15 protein-coding genes and 1 rRNA gene are annotated in these 17,623 nt (G+C 42.1%); 9 read left to right on the top strand and 7 right to left on the bottom strand.

Annotated elements, in window-relative coordinates; genetic code table 11:
- From rrf to FTT77_RS13130, 5 genes are all read left to right on the top strand, one after another.
- Positions 1-102: ribosomal RNA gene (rrf, locus tag FTT77_RS13150) — 5S ribosomal RNA — on the top strand; the annotation flags it as partial.
- A 161-nt stretch (positions 103-263) separates the two neighbouring features.
- The gene (locus FTT77_RS13145) at positions 264-1,463 is read left to right on the top strand and encodes an MFS transporter (protein ID WP_180109407.1); all 1,200 of its coding nucleotides are present in this window, start codon (positions 264-266) and stop codon (positions 1,461-1,463) included.
- A 316-nt stretch (positions 1,464-1,779) separates the two neighbouring features.
- Entirely contained in the window at positions 1,780-2,610 is an 831-nt protein-coding gene (locus FTT77_RS13140; protein WP_180109408.1) for a M48 family metallopeptidase, read from the top strand.
- 229 nt (positions 2,611-2,839) lie between these two features.
- A complete protein-coding gene (locus FTT77_RS13135; RefSeq protein WP_180109409.1) occupies positions 2,840-5,251 on the top strand; it encodes a YgiQ family radical SAM protein in 2,412 nt (803 codons plus the stop codon).
- Between the two features lie 434 nt (positions 5,252-5,685).
- The gene (locus tag FTT77_RS13130; RefSeq protein ID WP_078189487.1) at positions 5,686-6,228 is read left to right on the top strand and encodes a DUF2726 domain-containing protein; all 543 of its coding nucleotides are present in this window, start codon (positions 5,686-5,688) and stop codon (positions 6,226-6,228) included.
- Between the two features lie 81 nt (positions 6,229-6,309).
- Here FTT77_RS13130 and FTT77_RS13125 read toward each other — a convergent pair whose 3' ends face one another.
- The 6 genes from FTT77_RS13125 to mdtD form a co-directional block, all read right to left on the bottom strand.
- A complete protein-coding gene (locus FTT77_RS13125) occupies positions 6,310-6,666 on the bottom strand; it encodes a RidA family protein (protein ID WP_180109410.1) in 357 nt (118 codons plus the stop codon).
- 29 nt (positions 6,667-6,695) lie between these two features.
- Positions 6,696-8,012: a shikimate transporter gene (shiA, locus tag FTT77_RS13120; protein WP_180109423.1), complete on the bottom strand. Its 1,317-nt coding sequence runs from the start codon at positions 8,010-8,012 to the stop codon at positions 6,696-6,698.
- A gap of 235 nt (positions 8,013-8,247) precedes the next feature.
- Positions 8,248-9,303 carry a DNA polymerase IV gene (dinB, locus tag FTT77_RS13115; RefSeq protein ID WP_180109411.1) on the bottom strand — a complete coding sequence of 352 codons (1,056 nt, stop codon included), beginning with the start codon at positions 9,301-9,303 and terminating at the stop codon, positions 8,248-8,250.
- Between the two features lie 63 nt (positions 9,304-9,366).
- Entirely contained in the window at positions 9,367-10,380 is a 1,014-nt protein-coding gene (locus FTT77_RS13110; RefSeq protein WP_180109412.1) for an MBL fold metallo-hydrolase, read from the bottom strand.
- A gap of 59 nt (positions 10,381-10,439) precedes the next feature.
- Entirely contained in the window at positions 10,440-11,225 is a 786-nt protein-coding gene (locus FTT77_RS13105; protein ID WP_180109413.1) for a GH25 family lysozyme, read from the bottom strand.
- A 77-nt stretch (positions 11,226-11,302) separates the two neighbouring features.
- Positions 11,303-12,694 carry a multidrug transporter subunit MdtD gene (mdtD, locus tag FTT77_RS13100; protein WP_180109414.1) on the bottom strand — a complete coding sequence of 464 codons (1,392 nt, stop codon included), beginning with the start codon at positions 12,692-12,694 and terminating at the stop codon, positions 11,303-11,305.
- 200 nt (positions 12,695-12,894) lie between these two features.
- Between mdtD and FTT77_RS13095 the strand changes: the two genes are divergently transcribed.
- Positions 12,895-13,032 carry a hypothetical protein gene (locus FTT77_RS13095; protein ID WP_162689750.1) on the top strand — a complete coding sequence of 46 codons (138 nt, stop codon included), beginning with the start codon at positions 12,895-12,897 and terminating at the stop codon, positions 13,030-13,032.
- Between the two features lie 156 nt (positions 13,033-13,188).
- The gene (locus FTT77_RS13090) at positions 13,189-14,154 is read left to right on the top strand and encodes a hypothetical protein (protein ID WP_111884840.1); all 966 of its coding nucleotides are present in this window, start codon (positions 13,189-13,191) and stop codon (positions 14,152-14,154) included.
- Between the two features lie 85 nt (positions 14,155-14,239).
- Here the strand turns inward: FTT77_RS13090 and FTT77_RS13085 are convergent, their stop codons facing one another.
- A complete protein-coding gene (locus tag FTT77_RS13085; protein ID WP_078192607.1) occupies positions 14,240-14,860 on the bottom strand; it encodes a TIGR00730 family Rossman fold protein in 621 nt (206 codons plus the stop codon).
- A 320-nt stretch (positions 14,861-15,180) separates the two neighbouring features.
- Between FTT77_RS13085 and FTT77_RS13080 the strand changes: the two genes are divergently transcribed.
- Both FTT77_RS13080 and FTT77_RS13075 read left to right on the top strand, forming a co-directional pair.
- Positions 15,181-16,752, top strand: coding sequence for a TerC family protein (locus tag FTT77_RS13080; RefSeq protein ID WP_180109415.1), 1,572 nt, complete (start codon positions 15,181-15,183; stop codon positions 16,750-16,752).
- A 388-nt stretch (positions 16,753-17,140) separates the two neighbouring features.
- Entirely contained in the window at positions 17,141-17,608 is a 468-nt protein-coding gene (locus tag FTT77_RS13075) for a YchJ family protein (RefSeq protein WP_180010708.1), read from the top strand.
- The last annotated feature ends 15 nt before the right edge of the window (positions 17,609-17,623 follow it).

Raw genomic sequence — 17,623 nt, 5'->3', positions numbered from 1 at the left:
GCAAGAGTGAACCACCTGATCCCTTCCCGAACTCAGAAGTGAAACCTCTTAGCGCTGATGGTAGTGTGGGGTTACCCATGTGAGAGTAAGTCATCGCCAGCTCATTATTCGAAACACCCCCTGATATCTCAGGGGGTGTTTTTTTATGTGTGATGAAAAGGGAGGGAATGGGGAGAAAATAAAGAATTCTTCATTCATTTTTATGTGATTTTTAAATTAAAGGCAGAAAGGCGTATACTATCCTTGTCATTGATGGAAAGCTCATGTCTGATTTAGCCTCAAATTCTCCATATATTGAATATGGCACACGGCCATTTCTTGCCATTTTATTTTCTTTATTTTTAGCTGGCTTCGCAATTTTTTCATCGTTGTATTGTGTACAACCGATGATGCCCATCTTTGCGAATTTCTTTCATGTCAGTCCGACACATAGCAGCTTTCCTTTATCTTTTTCTACCATTGCCTTAGCGATTGGGCTGCTATTCACTGGTTTGATTTCAGATCGATTCGGTCGTAAGCCTGTGATGGTCACCGCTTTATTTTTGGCAGCGTCACTTTCAATCATTAGTTCTATATTTCCACTTTGGGAAATATTTTTATTGAATCGCGTGCTGATCGGATTAAGTGTGAGCGGTGTTGCTGCAGTTGCAATGACTTATATAGGTGAAGAAATTGAGCAAAAAGATATAGGCTTTGCAATGGGCCTGTATATATCGGGTACTGCGATTGGAGGAATGGGTGGTCGTCTCATTGCCGGGGTATTGATTGATTATATTAGTTGGCAAAATGCCATGATGATTATTGGAATCATTAACCTATGTATAGCCACAGCATTCTTTTTATTACTTCCGGCATCTCAACATTTTCAAGCTTACCCCATTCGTTTCAACCGATTTTATGAATCTTTCGTTAAAAATTTAGCAGATCCAAAGCTGAGAATTTTATTCCTTCAAGGCTTTATCCTCATGGGATGTTTTGTCTCTATATTTAACTATATGAGCTACCACCTATTAGAAGAACCTTATCAACTTTCTCAAACTTGGATTGGGCTAATTTCAATAGCTTATTTGGCAGGAATATATAGTTCACCTCGGGCTGCAAGTTGGGGGAAACGCTTTGGACGGGCAAAAGTTTTACCTTCGATGCTGATCATGATGCTGTTGGGGTTGTTGATCATGCTCATTCCGGCATTTTGGTCAGTCATTTTGGGGCTGATTATATTCACTTTTGCTTTTTTTGCAGCGCATTCCACGGCAAGTAGTTGGGTATCAGTTCAATCCCTGCAGTACCGTGCCGTAGGTTCATCTCTGTATTTATTTTGCTACTACTTAGGTTCTAGTATCTTGGGTAGTAGTAGTGGTTTGGTTTGGGAAATGTCTGGTTGGATGGGGTTGACGAGCTTTATTGCTGTTATTTTGATGATCGGTTTATTTTTAGCAATACAATTGAATAAATTAAAATAGAAATATGTGAATAAGCTATTATTTAATATTCGTTTTACATCTATTTTTTAATATAAATAACGCTATAAAAATGGCGGAATTTACTATTTTTATGATTATACAACTTTGGTCTAATATTTCTTTTAAAAGGTGCCTCATAATAATGAAACGCATCACAATATAATAAATAAAATATTTTTGGTTATCATTTTTAAAAGTTTGAAAAATAATAAATATATGATAAATATGAATTATTTGTTTTTTTGAATATTTTTGCATTTGTTTTTAGATAGAATTATATATATAGATCAATATTGGTATTAAAATTAAGGCGATTATGAAAAATATAACTATTTTAATGATGGCTTTGGTTTTTATCTTAATCTCAGCTTGTACAAGTACCACGAATTTAGGGACAGCAGGCGCAGAGCGAAAACAGTTTTTTATCGTTCCTCAAAAGTTATTAACTAAACAGGCGGATAGATCGTATCAACAATTTATTCATCAAGCGAAAGACAAGCAACTTTTGATCATAGATCCGAAATTGGATCAAATTTTAAATAAACTCAAGCAAAATGCGGAGTTTTACCGCCATGGTTCGAGTCAATGGGATTGGCAAGTCAGTGGGAATCTCAATAAAGATTTAAATGCACATGGTTTCCCGAGTGGGAAAATTGTTATTAACACGGGTTTGTATTGGAGTCTAAAGCTGACTGAAGATGAATTGGCATTTGTGATGGCGCATGAAATGGCACATGCATTGCGTGATCATCATCGTGAGAAGATTTCCTTGCTGTTTGCTAGTCAGGTGGCGATGATTTCTTCAACTGCAGGTATCGGCGCGCTTGCTACTGCGGCCAGTAGTGTGACTGGGCAAGCTGTTTTTTTGCCTAAAGTTTCAAAATTTGAACTGGAAGCAGATGTCCTTGCACTTGATCTGATGTCGAAAGCGGGTTTTGATCCAAATGCAGCATTGAGTTTTTGGCAGAAATATCAGCAGGAAACGACACGCCGTCAAATGCTTGATGTAAAACCATTAATGACTCAAGACAGTATAGATAAGCGTAAGATTTATATTGAAAAATATTTACCTGAAATGCACATTCAATTTCAACAGGCGCAGGCTTTAATGTTGAATAAAAATGCGATAACTCATGGCACATTCTAGGTTGATTTAAACTAAAGCAAAGTTACAAATGATTTATTTAAATCTTGTTTTATAGTCGTGCTACAGCACGATTACATCTGATGTCTATATAAAACAATTCAATGATTCTGTAGCTGTTGTATAAATTATAATCAAGCATGATGAATGGAATTCATGGTAAAATGATCGGCTTTCATCTTCTTTGATCTTTTTTCAGATCATTCCATCTGCCAGCCGAGAATTGCTAGCCATGTCTACTGCTTATACTATGCAGACTGCGCCAAAAGCGTTGTTTGATTACGACAAATATTGGGCGTCTTGTTTTGACCCTGCGCCATTTTTGCCGATGTCACGCGAAGAAATGGATCAACTCGGTTGGGACAGCTGCGACTTTATTTTGGTTTGCGGTGATGCCTATATTGACCATCCATCATTCTGCTCAGGCATTATTGGTCGTACTTTAGAAGCGCAAGGCTTCCGTGTCGGTATTATTGCACAGCCGGATTGGACAGATGTTGAAGCTTTCCGTGTGTTAGGTAAGCCGAATATCGCTTGGGGCGTGACTGCCGGCAACATGGATTCTATGATCAACCGCTATACGGCAGACCGTAAAATCCGTTCGGATGATGCGTATTCTCCAGATAATCAACCGAATAAACGTCCAGACCGTGCAGCAACGGTATATTGCCAGCGTGTGCGTGAAGCATATCCAGATGTGCCTGTATTATTGGGCGGTATTGAAGCCTCGCTGCGCCGTATTGCGCATTATGATTATTGGTCAGATAAAGTCCGCCGTTCAGTATTGATGGACTCGAAAGCCGACCTATTGATGTATGGTAATGGTGAACGTTCAATCACGGAAATCATGCATCGTTTGGCCCGTGGTGAAAAAATCCAAGAGATTACGGATGTCCGCGGTACCGCATTTATTGTGAATAAAAATAACCGGGCTTCAAAAGCGAAGTTTGTTGAAATCGCATCAAATGATGTCGATGCGATTGGCCGTGTCGATCCGATCATTAACCCGTACGTGATGACTGAAGACCTTGAAGGCTGTGAAATCGAGAAAGGCAAAGACAGCGTTACGCAATATCAGGGCTTCCAAAAAGAGGCGGTAGCAAATCCGATTGTTCGTGAAGGCGATAATTTAGACGCCGACACGCAAATCGTGCAGCTGCAACCTGCATCAAAAGCCATTAAGCATAAATTGCCGCCGCGTGAATTGGCGGTGATTCGTTTGCCTGCCTATGAAGATGTGGCGAATGATCCTGTGCTGTATGCACATGCCAACCGTATTTTGCATTTGGAAACCAATCCGGGCAATGCGCGCGCGATGGTACAAAAGCATGGTGAACGTGATGTCTGGTTAAATCCACCGCCGATTCCATTGACTACAGAGGAAATGGATTATGTGTTTGACTTGCCGTATGCACGTCTGCCGCATCCAGCTTATGGTGAAGCGCGTTTTCCTGCTTTTGACATGATTAAGTTCTCTGTAAACATTATGCGTGGCTGTTTTGGTGGCTGTACCTTCTGCTCAATTACAGAGCATGAAGGGCGTATCATTCAAAACCGTTCTGAAGAATCGATTTTGCGTGAAGTTGAAAAAATTCGTGATACCGCACCGGGCTTTACCGGGATCATTTCTGACTTAGGCGGCCCAACGGCCAATATGTACCGTTTGGCATGTAAAGATCCTGAGATTGAAAAGAACTGTCGTAAGCCGTCGTGTGTATTCCCGGGTGTATGTCAAAACTTACATACCGATCATGCACCTTTAACGCAGTTATACCGTAAAGCACGTTCATTGCCGGGGATTAAAAAGATTCTAATTGGTTCTGGTTTACGCTATGACCTTGCGGTGTTAAACCCAGAATATGTCAAAGAATTGGTGACACATCACGTTGGCGGTTATCTGAAGATTGCGCCAGAACATACAGAAAAAGGTCCATTATCGAAGATGATGAAACCGGGGATCGGGACCTATGACCGTTTCAAACAAATGTTTGATCGTTTCAGTAAGGAAGCAGGGAAAGAGCAGTATCTCATTCCTTACTTTATTGCAGCGCATCCGGGTACGACTGACTATGACATGATGAACTTGGCAATTTGGCTGAAGAAGAATGGTTTCCGTGCCGATCAGGTGCAAACCTTCTATCCATCACCAATGGCGACTGCAACGACCATGTATTACACCGGTAAAAACCCGCTGGCTAAAGTGGCGCGTTATACCGAAAATGTCGATATCGTGAAAGGTGAAAAACGCCGCCGTTTGCATAAAGCCTTCTTGCGTTATCATGATCCAAACAACTGGCCATTGCTACGTGAAGCGCTCAAAGAAATGGGCCGTCAGGATCTGATCGGGAACTCAAAACAGCATTTGATTCCGACGTATCAGCCTGCGGGTAGTGCTGAGGGCCAATACCAATCTGCACGTAAAAAGAACTCAAGCATTGCGGGTGATTCACAAAAACGTACAGGCGAACAAGGTAATCGGACGAAGGCTGCTCAATCGCGTCCTTCAAATACCAAGAAGCGTCCTGAGCGTGGTCAAATTTTGACGCAGCATACTGGTCTGCCGCCGCGTGAAACGGGTGAAGCGAAAAAACCTTTTGGCGGTTCGAAACCCAAAGGAAAATCGAAGCCTAAATCACGCGCTTAAAATGATGAAATAAAAAAAGACACTTCGGTGTCTTTTTTTATGGCTGATATGCTCGGCAGCATCAGACAGTTTGCATTTTTATATGTTGTTACAAGCTCAATGCCATATGTGCGTCGGTTATCTCAATGAAATACGAGCAAAATTTGACAGCTTATCGGAATTGTCAGACAGTGAGAGGAAATGCACTTGCTGTCGTTTTAGCGAATGATCTAAAGTATCAATATATAGCAATGGATGCTATTACTCTGAACGAAGTGGCATGTGATGTTTGACGCTTTAAGTTTGCAACTTTTTGTCAGTTTAAATACGTATTGTGTGAAAGTTAGAGTTATTTTTTTTAATAGGAAATTAAAAAAATAATACTGGTTGTATACTTCGTATTCATAAGAAGTATGTCAAAAACCAAAAATATAAGAAATATAAAGGATTATGAGATGACTATATACATAGTAATAGGGAGTATTTTACTCTTCTGTGTGCTCATAATGGCTTGGAAAAGTTTAGAAGGTGATTCTAAGCAACAAGATAGCGCATTGAAACAACGTGCTATTTTCAACATTAATGAGCAATTAACCTACACGCGTTTAAAAGAAATTTTGCCTAAGCATACAATCCTTGCGCATGTGTCTTTTGATGCACTGTTGACCACGAAATATTATCGGACGCGGAACAAGTATCGAAATATGGTGGCGGACTTTGTTGTCCTCGATGAACAGCACCAAATCTTAGCGATCGTCGCTTTAGATGATCCAATGGTACTCAAACGGATGCAGCAGTCGCAATATCAAGATGCTTTGCTCGCTTTGGCAGGCTATCGTGTCATTCGTTATGATGATGTGCCTGAGTACGTTCAATTACGCGAAGATTTCTTAAATGAGCAGCGTGTACAAGCGCCATTTGTACCGGTTAATGATTTGAAAAAATATCATTTATATTCAGATTTGGAACGTAAAAAGATCAAAATTATTGGATCTTAGGGATTCAAAGAGCAAAGCCTTTTGCAAAAAAAAGCGTGTCTTTAGACATGCTTTTTTTTAATGGTTATTTAGGCTTAATGATTATTCAGGCTTAACGGCTACGACGGTTAATTCTACCAGTACACGCGGGTCGTATAATTTGGCTTCAACACAAGTTCTGGGTAATGCTTCAATGTCTGACACCCACGCATCCCATACTTCATTAAATGCTGCATAATCCTGTTCAATATCTTTCAGATAAATGGTCACTGACATAATCTGGCTTTTATCTGTACCGGCATCTGCAAGGAACTGATCAATAAGCTCAAATGTTTGCTGTGTTTGTCCTTTGATGTCTAAATCAAGGTCTGTTGCCAATTGACCTGCTAAATGGACCAATTGACCTGAAATAGCGATTTCGGAAAAGCGTTTTGAAACATGCAGGCGTTGGATGGTCATGCGGAATATCCTGAAAGCAAAAAGGTCACTTAATCTTGAGTTTTAGGCATTGTAGCTGCAACCAAGGCCGTCAATAAACAGCCAACAGCAAGGTAGATTGCTACATAATGCCATGAACCATCACCCCAAATCACCAAAGCTGCTGCAATCATTGGGGTAAAGCCACCACCGATAATACTGGCCACTTGATAGCCGGCACCTGCGCCACTGTAGCGATAGGTGGTACCAAACAGGGAGGTGAAAATCGGCTGGTGTACACTCACCACCATATCATGGGCAATATTGGCAAGGAAAATTGCACCGACAATAATCAGCCAAGTATTTTGAGCATCAAGGGCCATGAAGAATGGAAAGGCAGAAAGCGCACCAATCAATCCACCCAGAACACACATTTTACGATGATCAAATCGATCTGCTAGCCGCGCAAAGAGGGGAATGCTGAAGCAGCTAATGGCACCAACCATTAAGGTGATATTGAGGAAGAACTGTTTGTCCATGCCCAATTGAGCGGTGGAATAATTCAGTGCAAAGTTCGTCACCAAATACATGGTGAGTAACTCGGTCAGGCGCAGCGCAATAATGTAGAAAAAGGCTTTTGGGTGTTGGCTAATCGCTTGCAGAATCGGTAATTTTTGTAGCGTTTGTTGAGCTTTGACCACATGGTCGACAAATTCTTGTGATTCGTCTTGATCACGTCGAATCCACATCGCGATAGCCAGCAAGATAATACTGGCAATAAAGGGAATTCGCCATGCCCAATCAGCAAAAGCATCTTCACCCAAAGTGGCAATAATCAACGACACAGCGCCTGTTGCCAGAACAAGTCCGACGCCATAGCCAATTTGTACACCACTGCTGTAAAAGGCTTTTTTGCCTTTCGGGGCATTTTCCACGGCCATCAGAGCAGCGCCGCCCCATTCACCACCGACCGCAAAACCCTGTATTGCTCGAAGTGTCACAAGCAGGATCGGGGCCCACCAACCGATGGCCGAAAAATTGGGCAGTAAACCAATGCCGACAGTAGAAATGCCCATCAGGATGACGGTGAGCACCAACATTTTCTTACGACCCAGCTTGTCACCAAAATGTCCAAACACAATGCCACCTAATGGACGGAACAGGAAGCCGACGCCAAATGTGGCTAAAGCAGCAAGCGTGCCCATATTGTTGCCAATACTAGGGAAAAACTGATCTTTGAAAATGAGTGCGGCAACAATGCCATAAAGTAAAAAGTCGTACCAATCGACTACGGCACCAATGAAGCTACTTAATGCGGCTTTACGAGCGCGTTGTTCTTGATTTTGTGAAATATTTTGAGGATTTGGAGCGGATTTTACAGAAGGCATACAGCGGGGTATTCCATGATTGACAACAGAGTTGCCCTGTAATATTCGGATTTGATCGTCACGCCAATCACAGGACAGCATGCTGAAAGTAAAGGTGATTTTCAGCATCTCAGCGCATACACGGATAATGTAGTGCGCTGATAGAGTACTCTAATTTTAGGCTTTGTGAATAGCAAATTGCTTTAAATTTGTTCTTCTGCCTAAATCTTAAGCAAATACGATCTTCTTGAAGTTTTTAGAGCAGCGAAAGTTGTGTTTCTTGGTTTTGCGCACTTAATTGATAGACCCCTACGCCAATCAGGCGAAATTGATCTTCCTCAGAAATATGCATTTCATGCAGTAATTGCTGTAATACCTGCGCAAGGTCTTCACGATGATTCAGTGACGTTTTAAAACTTTTACTGTGCTGTAGCACTTGGAAATTCTTCAGTTTTAATTTGGCCGATACACCACGTGCGCTTAACTGCTTTTTTTCTAAACTAGACCAAACTTGGTCAATCAGTTTGGGCCAATAGGGCTGACATTGGCTCAGGGTGAGATCATCATCAAAAGTGGTTTCTTTGGAAATCTGCTGACGCTCGCGGCTAGATTGGACTGGTCGTTCATCAATGCCTTGTGCATACAGATAGAGTTGTCGGCCATATTTACCGAAATGATGAATCAGAACGGCTTCATCAATTTGTTGTAAATCACCCAATGTATTGAGTTGCATGGCTTTTAATTTTTCTTGAGTCACTTTTCCCACACCGGGTATTTTTTTCAGTGCCAAGTCATGGATGAAATGCAGAACTTGTGAAGGTTTGATAATACAAATGCCATTGGGTTTGTTCCAATCAGAAGCGACTTTAGCCAAAAATTTATTGGGCGCGACACCTGCGGAGGCAGTTAAACCAGTGCTTTGTAAAATCTCTGCCTGAATTCGCATAGCGACTTCGGTGGCGCTCGGAATGTGTTGTAAATTTTCTGTGACATCCAAATAAGCTTCATCTAAAGACAGCGGTTCAATCAGCGACGTATAGCGTTGAAAAATGGAATGAATTTGCGCCGAAACGGCACGATATTTTTCAAAATTAGGTTCGATCACCACGACCTGTGGGCAGAGTTTACGGGCCTGTGCCATCGACATCGCCGAGCGTAAACCAAACTCACGTGCAGGATAGGACGCGGCACAGATGACTGCACGAGGGTGATGTGAAGACACAACAACAGGAACCTGCTTGAGTTCTGGACGTTCCCGCAGCTCTACTGATGCAAAAAATGCATCCATGTCGATATGTATGATTTTCCTCATGCCTAGTTAGATCAGTGCCTAAAAATTGAATGTCAGTATCGCACAGTCAATCCAGCACTTTCCTCAATTTTTTAACTCGAACGACACAGGTTGACTGAGTAAAACCACCTTGGTGTTTTGAGTTGCTGCCGACTGTATTAATAGATTTAGGCTTTGAGGGGTGTCATCGGCAAAGCGGGGCAAAAATTCGAGCTCTGGATTCAGTGGTTTGAAAAAATTATCCCAATGAATTGGAATCACGGTACTGGGTTGAAGAATCGCTAAGGTTTCTTTGAAATATTGCTGTTGAAACGCTGCCGTTTGCTTGGAAAGTTGGGCAATGCCTAAAAATAAAGTATCGACTTTTAGTTTTTGCAACTGTTTGGGCACAGCACCAGTACTGGCTTTGACTAAACTGTAATGCGGCCCATGTTGGATGAGATAATCATACGATCCACCTTCTTTAAACGCACTAAAATGTGCAGGGAGTTGCAGTGGCTGCGAAATTTCTTCTCCCAAATCATCATTAACGGCCGTTGGCGGTGTATGTTGCGAGGGGATGGCAGTAATGGTGAATTTACCGATTTGCATCGGTTGCCAAGCTTGAACTTCGTGTAATTGTGATTCAGCGATTGGCATCGCCCGTGCGATATTTAAGGTACTTTTAGAGCCGATAATTATGGCCTTGGGGAGTTGGTGGGCCAACATTGGAATATCGAGCGCATGATCATAATGCGAATGAGTCACGAAAATAGCACGAGTGCGTTTTAAGTCGTATTGGTCGATATAGCTATGTAATAAAGGCTGATCACTTTGGATTTGAGTAAATACGGTCCGACTGAGTGAAGGTCGACTAAAGAAGCCGTCTATGAGAATTTGCTCTTGGCCATCGTCAAAAAGTAAGGTGGAAACGCCAAAGAATTTGACGTGATAGGGCGCCGCTGAGCGAGTATCTGCAGTGCTTTGTGCGGGAAGTTGATAATGCCATGTTTTAAACGCTGCCAAGGTCCCTGAAGGTTGGATCAAATATGCCAATATCCCGATGGCGAGGATCATAAAGACTGAAAATATAATAAGAAAAGTTTTTAAAATACGCATCCTTCGACTCAGTTTTCATGGATTATTTTGTTCGATGTTGTCCTGAGTCGGTGAATAAATCAACGGGGTTTGATCGGGGAAACGCCATTTTTGTCTAAAAAATCAGTCCAAGCCTTATCATCACCTGAAAATACATTTAAATCGACGCTGGTCGAGATGCCTTGAATTTGTCCTTGATTAGTATGTTGCCAAATCAGCCATTTCGGATTGTTTTTTAGATCGGGTGGGCCTTTATATTCGCGGACCCACAGCGGCGTCTGTTTAAACTCGCCAGCTAAGACAATATTATAAAAAGACTTCGAGGTATAAAAAATCGGTTGTTTGCCATAATGGCGGTGCAAGCGATCATGCATATAGCTGATTTCTTTGAGTAACTGCTCTTTGCTGTAGGTGTTAATGCAGTTGGTGTCATATTCCAAATCAATCACGGGAGGAAGGGCATCGGCTTTTTTCGGCACGGAAGCAATAAAATTTTCCGCCTGAATCTTGCCATCACGGCACAGACGGTAAAAATGATAGGCCCCAACTAAAAAGCCGTTTTCCCGTGCTTGTAACCAGTTGTCTTGAAATTTTCGATCTTTAAAATCGCCACCTTCTGTGGCTTTGAGATAAACGAATTGGTATTTTTTAGGTGAAATTTTTGACCATTGAATATCTTTTTGATGATGAGAAACATCAAAACCTTTGACGGGATATTCTTCTGCAGATGCAGGGCGATGCGGCATCACGGCTAAATAACCTAATCCAGCCACCACCATGACGCCGCTGATAGCGCTGAGTGCAATAATCGGGCTGTATTTTTTGAGTGAACTTTTTGTGGTACGTGATTTGGCTTTTTTAGGCATGAAAATGTATCCAAGTATCCCTTTTATCATAACCCTTTAAAGGTTGATCTGTCATAGATTTGCCCGATGACACAGGTTTAGACATCCACATGTTTAGGAATCTGCCAAAAAATCGCTGCGGTAATCAGGTTAATGCAGCCGAGTAAAATCAAGGTGCTATGGAATGCTGTTTCGATTTGTGCAGGACCATAATAGGCCGTAAACACGTTGACTAAAGTCCCTGCCAAAGCCACACCGATACTCATCGAAACCATCATAATCATAGACAAGAAACTGTTGCCACTGCTGGCATCTTGTTGGGGTAAATCTTTGAGGGTTAAGGTATTCATCGAAACGAATTGCAGCGAGTTTAAAATACCAAAAATAAAAAAGTGTAAGGCACGTAACCAAGTGGGGGTTTCAGCCGTAGAGAGTGCAAAACTGCAAATACAGGCACCGACCAAGAAGGTATTTACCAATAACACTTTACGATAGCCAAAATGTTGAATAATTTGACGAATAATCGGTTTTGATGCCAATGAACCGAGTACCGTCGGTATCATCAATAACCCTGTGATAAATGGCTCAAAGCCAAAAGCCACTTGTAGCATTAAGGGAATCAAAAATGGCATGGCATTGCCGCCAAGGCGGGCAAAGAAGTTGCCGATAATGCCGATAGCATAGATCCGATTTTGAAATAATTTACTGCGAAACAGCGCATTGGCGTGGGTATGTGCATGAAAGGCATAGATCAAACTGGCGATGATGCCTGCAGCGACCAAAAGCAGGCTCCACCATAGCGGAAGATGAGGGCTAGCAAAGTTTTCAATGCCTAACGATAACCCCACCATGGCGACGACCAATAAGAAAAAACCCATAAAGTCGAAGCGTTGTACGCTCGGTTCGGTCACATTGGGCATGGCTTTAAAGGTAATAAGAACCCCTAACAGCCCCATTGGAATGTTTATTAAAAAGATCCAATGCCATGTTGCGACTTCCACCATCCAGCCGCCAAGGGTAGGGCCAATTAAGGGGCCCATTAAACCAGCAAGGCTCATCAGACTCATGGCCGATAAAAACTGTGTCCGAGGAATCACTTTGAGCATCGCCAAACGCCCAACAGGCAGCAGTAATGCGCCACCTATGCCTTGAATTACCCGATAAACCAGCAGCTCATTCAGGCTATTGGCCATGCCGCAGCCTAGCGATGCTAATGTAAAAATAATGATGGCTGTGAAATAGGTATTTCGTACACCAAAACGATCGGCCAACCAACCACTTAAAGGAATACACGCTGCGACAGACAAGACATAGGCCACGACCACACTATGCATTTGTAGCGGGTCTTCGCCCAAACTTCTTGCCATCGCTGGGATTGCTGTATTGACGATGGTCGTATCCAGGCCTTGCATAAAAAAGCCAATAGAGACCAATAGCACAAGAAGTCTAAATTCGGGTTGTAAAGCCTGATGTGTTGGCGTGCTATTCATAAGTCAATAAAGCTGAGATTTTTAAACAGTTTAAATGAAGATTGCCATTCAGATGTAGTAAAAGCTTTGCATAATTGAGCCAAAAAATTGCAAGAAAAATGCAATGAAAGTTTCATCTCTATGCAACCTAATGTTTATAACTTGGTCATATTTAAATAAAAGACGAATGAAAACATGAAACTACAAGTTTCGGCACTGATGTGATTAAACAAGGCGATGTGGGACCTGAAGATCTGATTTTTATTGCCGCCAAAGATTCGCCTAATGCTCAACCTTTGTTGGTTGTTAGAAATGAAGTGAACGGTAGCACTGCGGTTTATCAGATTAAATTGAAATAATTAAATTTTAAATTTTTGTTTTATTTAAAGTTTTTATTTTGATGTCGAGAAAAGCACGGCACAAAATTGTATGAACGCCAGATAAACTGTCATAATGCGCTCAAGTCCTTCATTTATTGGAGGGCTTTTTCTTTATGGCAAAGGTGTTTTGTTTTCATGACAATCGAAATTCTGATGGTCATAGGCTTCTGTCTCGCGGCCTATTCTATTGTCGGTAATGATGTGCCACAGACATTGGGAACCTTTATTTCATCCAATGCGCATCGCCCTTGGTGGCTGTTGTGGATCTATGTCAGCAGTATTCTAGCCATTGTATTGGTTTATGGTTGGTACAGTTCTGGCGTGGGGGATGCATCTTATGGTCGTTTAGAAACGATTCCATTTCCCGCAGAAGGGGTAACGTGGCTCTATATTGTGCCACCGATCTTACTGATCATTTTGACTCGCTACGGTATTCCAGTCAGTACCACATTCTTAGTGTTGACGATTTTCTCTCCGAGTAGTCTCGGGTCGATGTTAACCAAGTCGATGATGGGTTACGCGGTTGCTTTTGTTGTCGCGATTATTATTTACCGTTTTGTGATTAAAGGCATTTCGGTTTATTTCAGTAAAACACGTGATGAAACACCCTCGAATATTTGGGTGGGACTACAGTGGGTTTCGACGGCATTTTTATGGAGTCAGTGGCTGATTCAGGATTTGGCCAATATTTTTGTCTACGTCCCTCGTCAGGTGCCGCTGGAGTTCCTGATTTTTGCAATTGTGGTGTTTATCGTACTGCTTGGGATCATTTTGTACCAACGTGGTGGGGCGATTCAGGGCATTATCGACACCAAAACGGGTGTGGCTGATATCCGCTCGGCAACCATTATCGACTTTATGTATGCCTTGATTTTATTGGTGTTCAAAGAGTGGAGTAATATTCCAATGAGTACCACTTGGGTGTTCTTGGGCTTACTTGCAGGACGTGAATTTGCCATGTCCATGCATTTACATGAAGTGAATAAATATCGAACTTCACGAAATGTCAGCAAAGATGCGATGAAATTGATGCTTGGTTTATTGATGAGTATTTTCTTAGCGACAACCTTGCCATGGTTCTATCGTGTGGTGTCGGGTTAAGTCGGCACGATATAGATTTGAAGTAGGACATCGAGTAATAAAAAAGGGGAATGATTTATTCCCCTTTTTGACATCTAAAATACAGTTAGACCACGAAATTTTTCGGGCAATCTAAATTTTTCAGTGCACTAAAGATCTGCTTCGAAGAATTACATACGATCAGTTTGGCACGATGCTGCGGCGGCAAGAAACCTTCAGCGACCGCATGGTCTAATTGTGCAATCAGTGCATCATAGAAGCCATTGACGTTATAAAGCATCATCGGCTTTTGGTGTTGATTCAACTGTCCCCAAGTGGCGATTTCTAAAATTTCTTCGAATGTACCGAGACCACCGGGCAGGGCAACAAAGGCACTTGCACGTTCTGCCATCATGGCTTTACGCTCATGCATACTGCGCACGACGTGTAGTTCAGTCAAATGATTATGTGCAATTTCATAATCCAACATAAACTCAGGAATCACACCCACAGCTTCGCCGCCATGATCGACCACAGCGTCAGCGACTTGACCCATCAGGCCAATACTGGCGCCACCATAGACCAGACCAAAACCATGTTCAGCCAAGCCTTGCGCTAATGCGATGGCTTTTTCTTGATAAATTGGATTGTTACCAGAGCGGGAGCCGCAATACAGTGCGATTAAAGGTTGTGTTGTAGCAGGAGAAGGATTACCACGTTTTTCTGTCATTTTTAATCCGCTATTCATTACGTTTTAATTTTACCTTAGCATGTTATTTTTTATGACACTACATTGGCAGCTAAATATGACAATTTAATGTCATCACTGGGTTTAAATTCTTCCATACTGAGATTGTACTTTGGTAAAAAAGGGTGAATTTTTACCTTAACTTGCTATACTTAAAACTTCATTTCAAGCTAAAGAACCGTCATGGGTAGTGGTTGTTGTCACTCAGCACACATCAAAATATTAGAAAGAACGCCATTAAAAGCGTTTGCGCATGTCCAATGCATTTCATCTTCAAATCAGCATGATCTACGTGTGAATAACATTCAGGAGATACAACCATGATCTTTGAATGGATGTCCGATCCTTCTGCATGGGTGGGTTTATTGACACTGGTGGTGCTTGAGATTGTTTTAGGTATCGATAACCTGGTTTTTATTGCGATTCTTGCGGAAAAATTACCGCCAGAACAGCGTAATACCGCACGGATTGTCGGCTTATTGCTTGCACTGTGTATGCGATTGGTCTTACTGGCCTCAATTGCATGGGTGGTGACTCTAACCAATCCACTGTTCCATATTTTCGACCATCCATTCTCCGGTCGAGATCTAATTTTACTGTTTGGTGGGGTGTTCTTACTGTTTAAAGGCACCATGGAACTGCGTGAACGTCTTGAAAACAAGCCCATGCTAAAGGAAGAAAATCCTGTGCATGCGACGTTTTGGATGGTGATTGTGCAGATTGTGGTGCTTGATGCCGTGTTCTCGCTCGACAGCGTGATTACCGCTGTCGGGATGGTGAAACACCTTTCTGTCATGATGATTGCGGTCATTATTGCTGTCGGCATTATGCTGTGGGCATCTAAACCACTGATGAACTTCGTGAACCGTCACCCAACGGTGGTGATTCTGTGTCTGTGTTTCTTGATGATGATCGGTTTCTCGCTCTTAGTCGAAGGCTTTGGTTTCCATATTCCAAAAGGTTACTTATACGCGGCCATTGGTTTCTCTGTCATGATTGAGTTCTTGAACCAAACCATGCGTCATAATCAGGAAAAAATGGTGACAACCACAGACTTACGTTATCGCACAGCCTCAGCGGTGATGCGTATGCTCGGTGGGAAAAATGTTGCAGACAATCAAAATGAAAATGAAGATGTGCTTGCAACACGTGCCTTTGCCGATGAAGTCTTTGATGAAGACAACGGGGTTTACCACAGTGTCATGGTACAAGGGGTACTGGGTTTATCTGAACGTCCAGTGAAGTCAGTGATGACACCTCGTCCTGAACTAGAATGGATTGACTTGGATGAAGCGCCTGAGGCGATTCGTGCTCAATTACTCAGTACCACGCATTCACGTTTGATTGTGGCACACGGCGAGTTAGACAATATCGCGGGTGCGGTACTGACTCATAAAGTCATGAATGACTATATTGAAACGGGCGTACTCGATTTCGAAAAACATCTCCGTGAGCCTGTAGTGGTGCATGAAAATGCACAAGTCTTGATGGTGATGGAACAACTGCGTCAAGCGCCGTTGCAAATGGCCTTGGTGTTGAACGAATACGGTTCAATTGAAGGGATTGCAACACCAATTGATGTCTTAGAAGCGATTGCTGGTGAGTTTCCCGATGAAGATGAACCGGAGACAGCAGCAGAAAGTCTCGATGATGGTTCATTGTTACTCGATGGCTCAACTGACATTCGTCATGTGTCTTTATTGTTGGGTCGTGATTTGGTGGATGATGCTGAACAGTATTCGACACTGTCTGGATATATCTTATTTCATTTGGGCCGTTTACCAGCCAATGGTGAAAAATTCAAAGCGGATGAACACATCTTTGAAGTGGTCACAATGGATGGCCACAAGATCGAAAAAGTGCATGTCATTCCCATGCCAACTGAAGATTAAGTTGCGTATCGGGGGGTAATCTATATAGATCACTGATGTTACGCACGTAAAAGTAATTACGCATTTTTAAAATGATTTTTAAGTCTATTCGACGGAGTCTTACATCTAGGGTTTAAATAAAGGGATTAGCCTTCGGCTGGAGGTACTTTTGTTTCGGCAAAAGTACCCAAAACCATTGTCATCCGCAAAACTCGTTCACTACCGTCAAATTATTCAAAGCATTGCAAAAACATTTTTGATTAGAAGTAGTCCTGTCTCAAACACTTGCGGATGACCTTACCGTGTATCATTCTTTTATTTGAATCGATACGGATCTACTGATGAAAATTGTGTGGAAAGATCCGTTAAAATAGCCTGCATTGTCAGGCTATTTTTTATGGAAACAAATATGTCACAAGTCCAATGTCCATGTGGCAAAGGTGAGTATGCCAACTGTTGTCAGCCCTTACATGCGGGGCGTGAAAATGCACAGAGCGCAGAGCAGTTGATGCGTTCACGTTATAGTGCTTTTGCACAGCATGAGATTGATTATATTGTACAAACAACTGCGCTTGGACAGCAGCAAGCCTTGGATGTGAGTGCCATTGCAGCGTGGAGTCAGGTCAATCAATGGTTAAAACTTGAGGTGGTACAGGCTCAAGAAAAGCTCGATAAAAATCATGCTCAAGTTGAATTTAAAGCCCATTATCACGATGGGCAGCAAGCGCAGGTACATCATGAAATTTCACACTTTGTGAAGTTCGAGCAGCGCTGGTATTTCCTTGATCCGACCACAGAGATGAAAATCACCATGAAGCAACCCTGTATTTGTGGTTCTGGACGAAAATTTAAACAATGTTGTGCGCAATTTTTATAACATTTGAGCAGATTT

It is taken from the genome of Acinetobacter sp. YH01010, assembly GCF_013420775.1.
In the GTDB taxonomy this organism is placed as follows: domain Bacteria; phylum Pseudomonadota; class Gammaproteobacteria; order Pseudomonadales; family Moraxellaceae; genus Acinetobacter; species Acinetobacter amyesii.
This window is presented reverse-complemented; position numbering and strand designations above follow the sequence as displayed.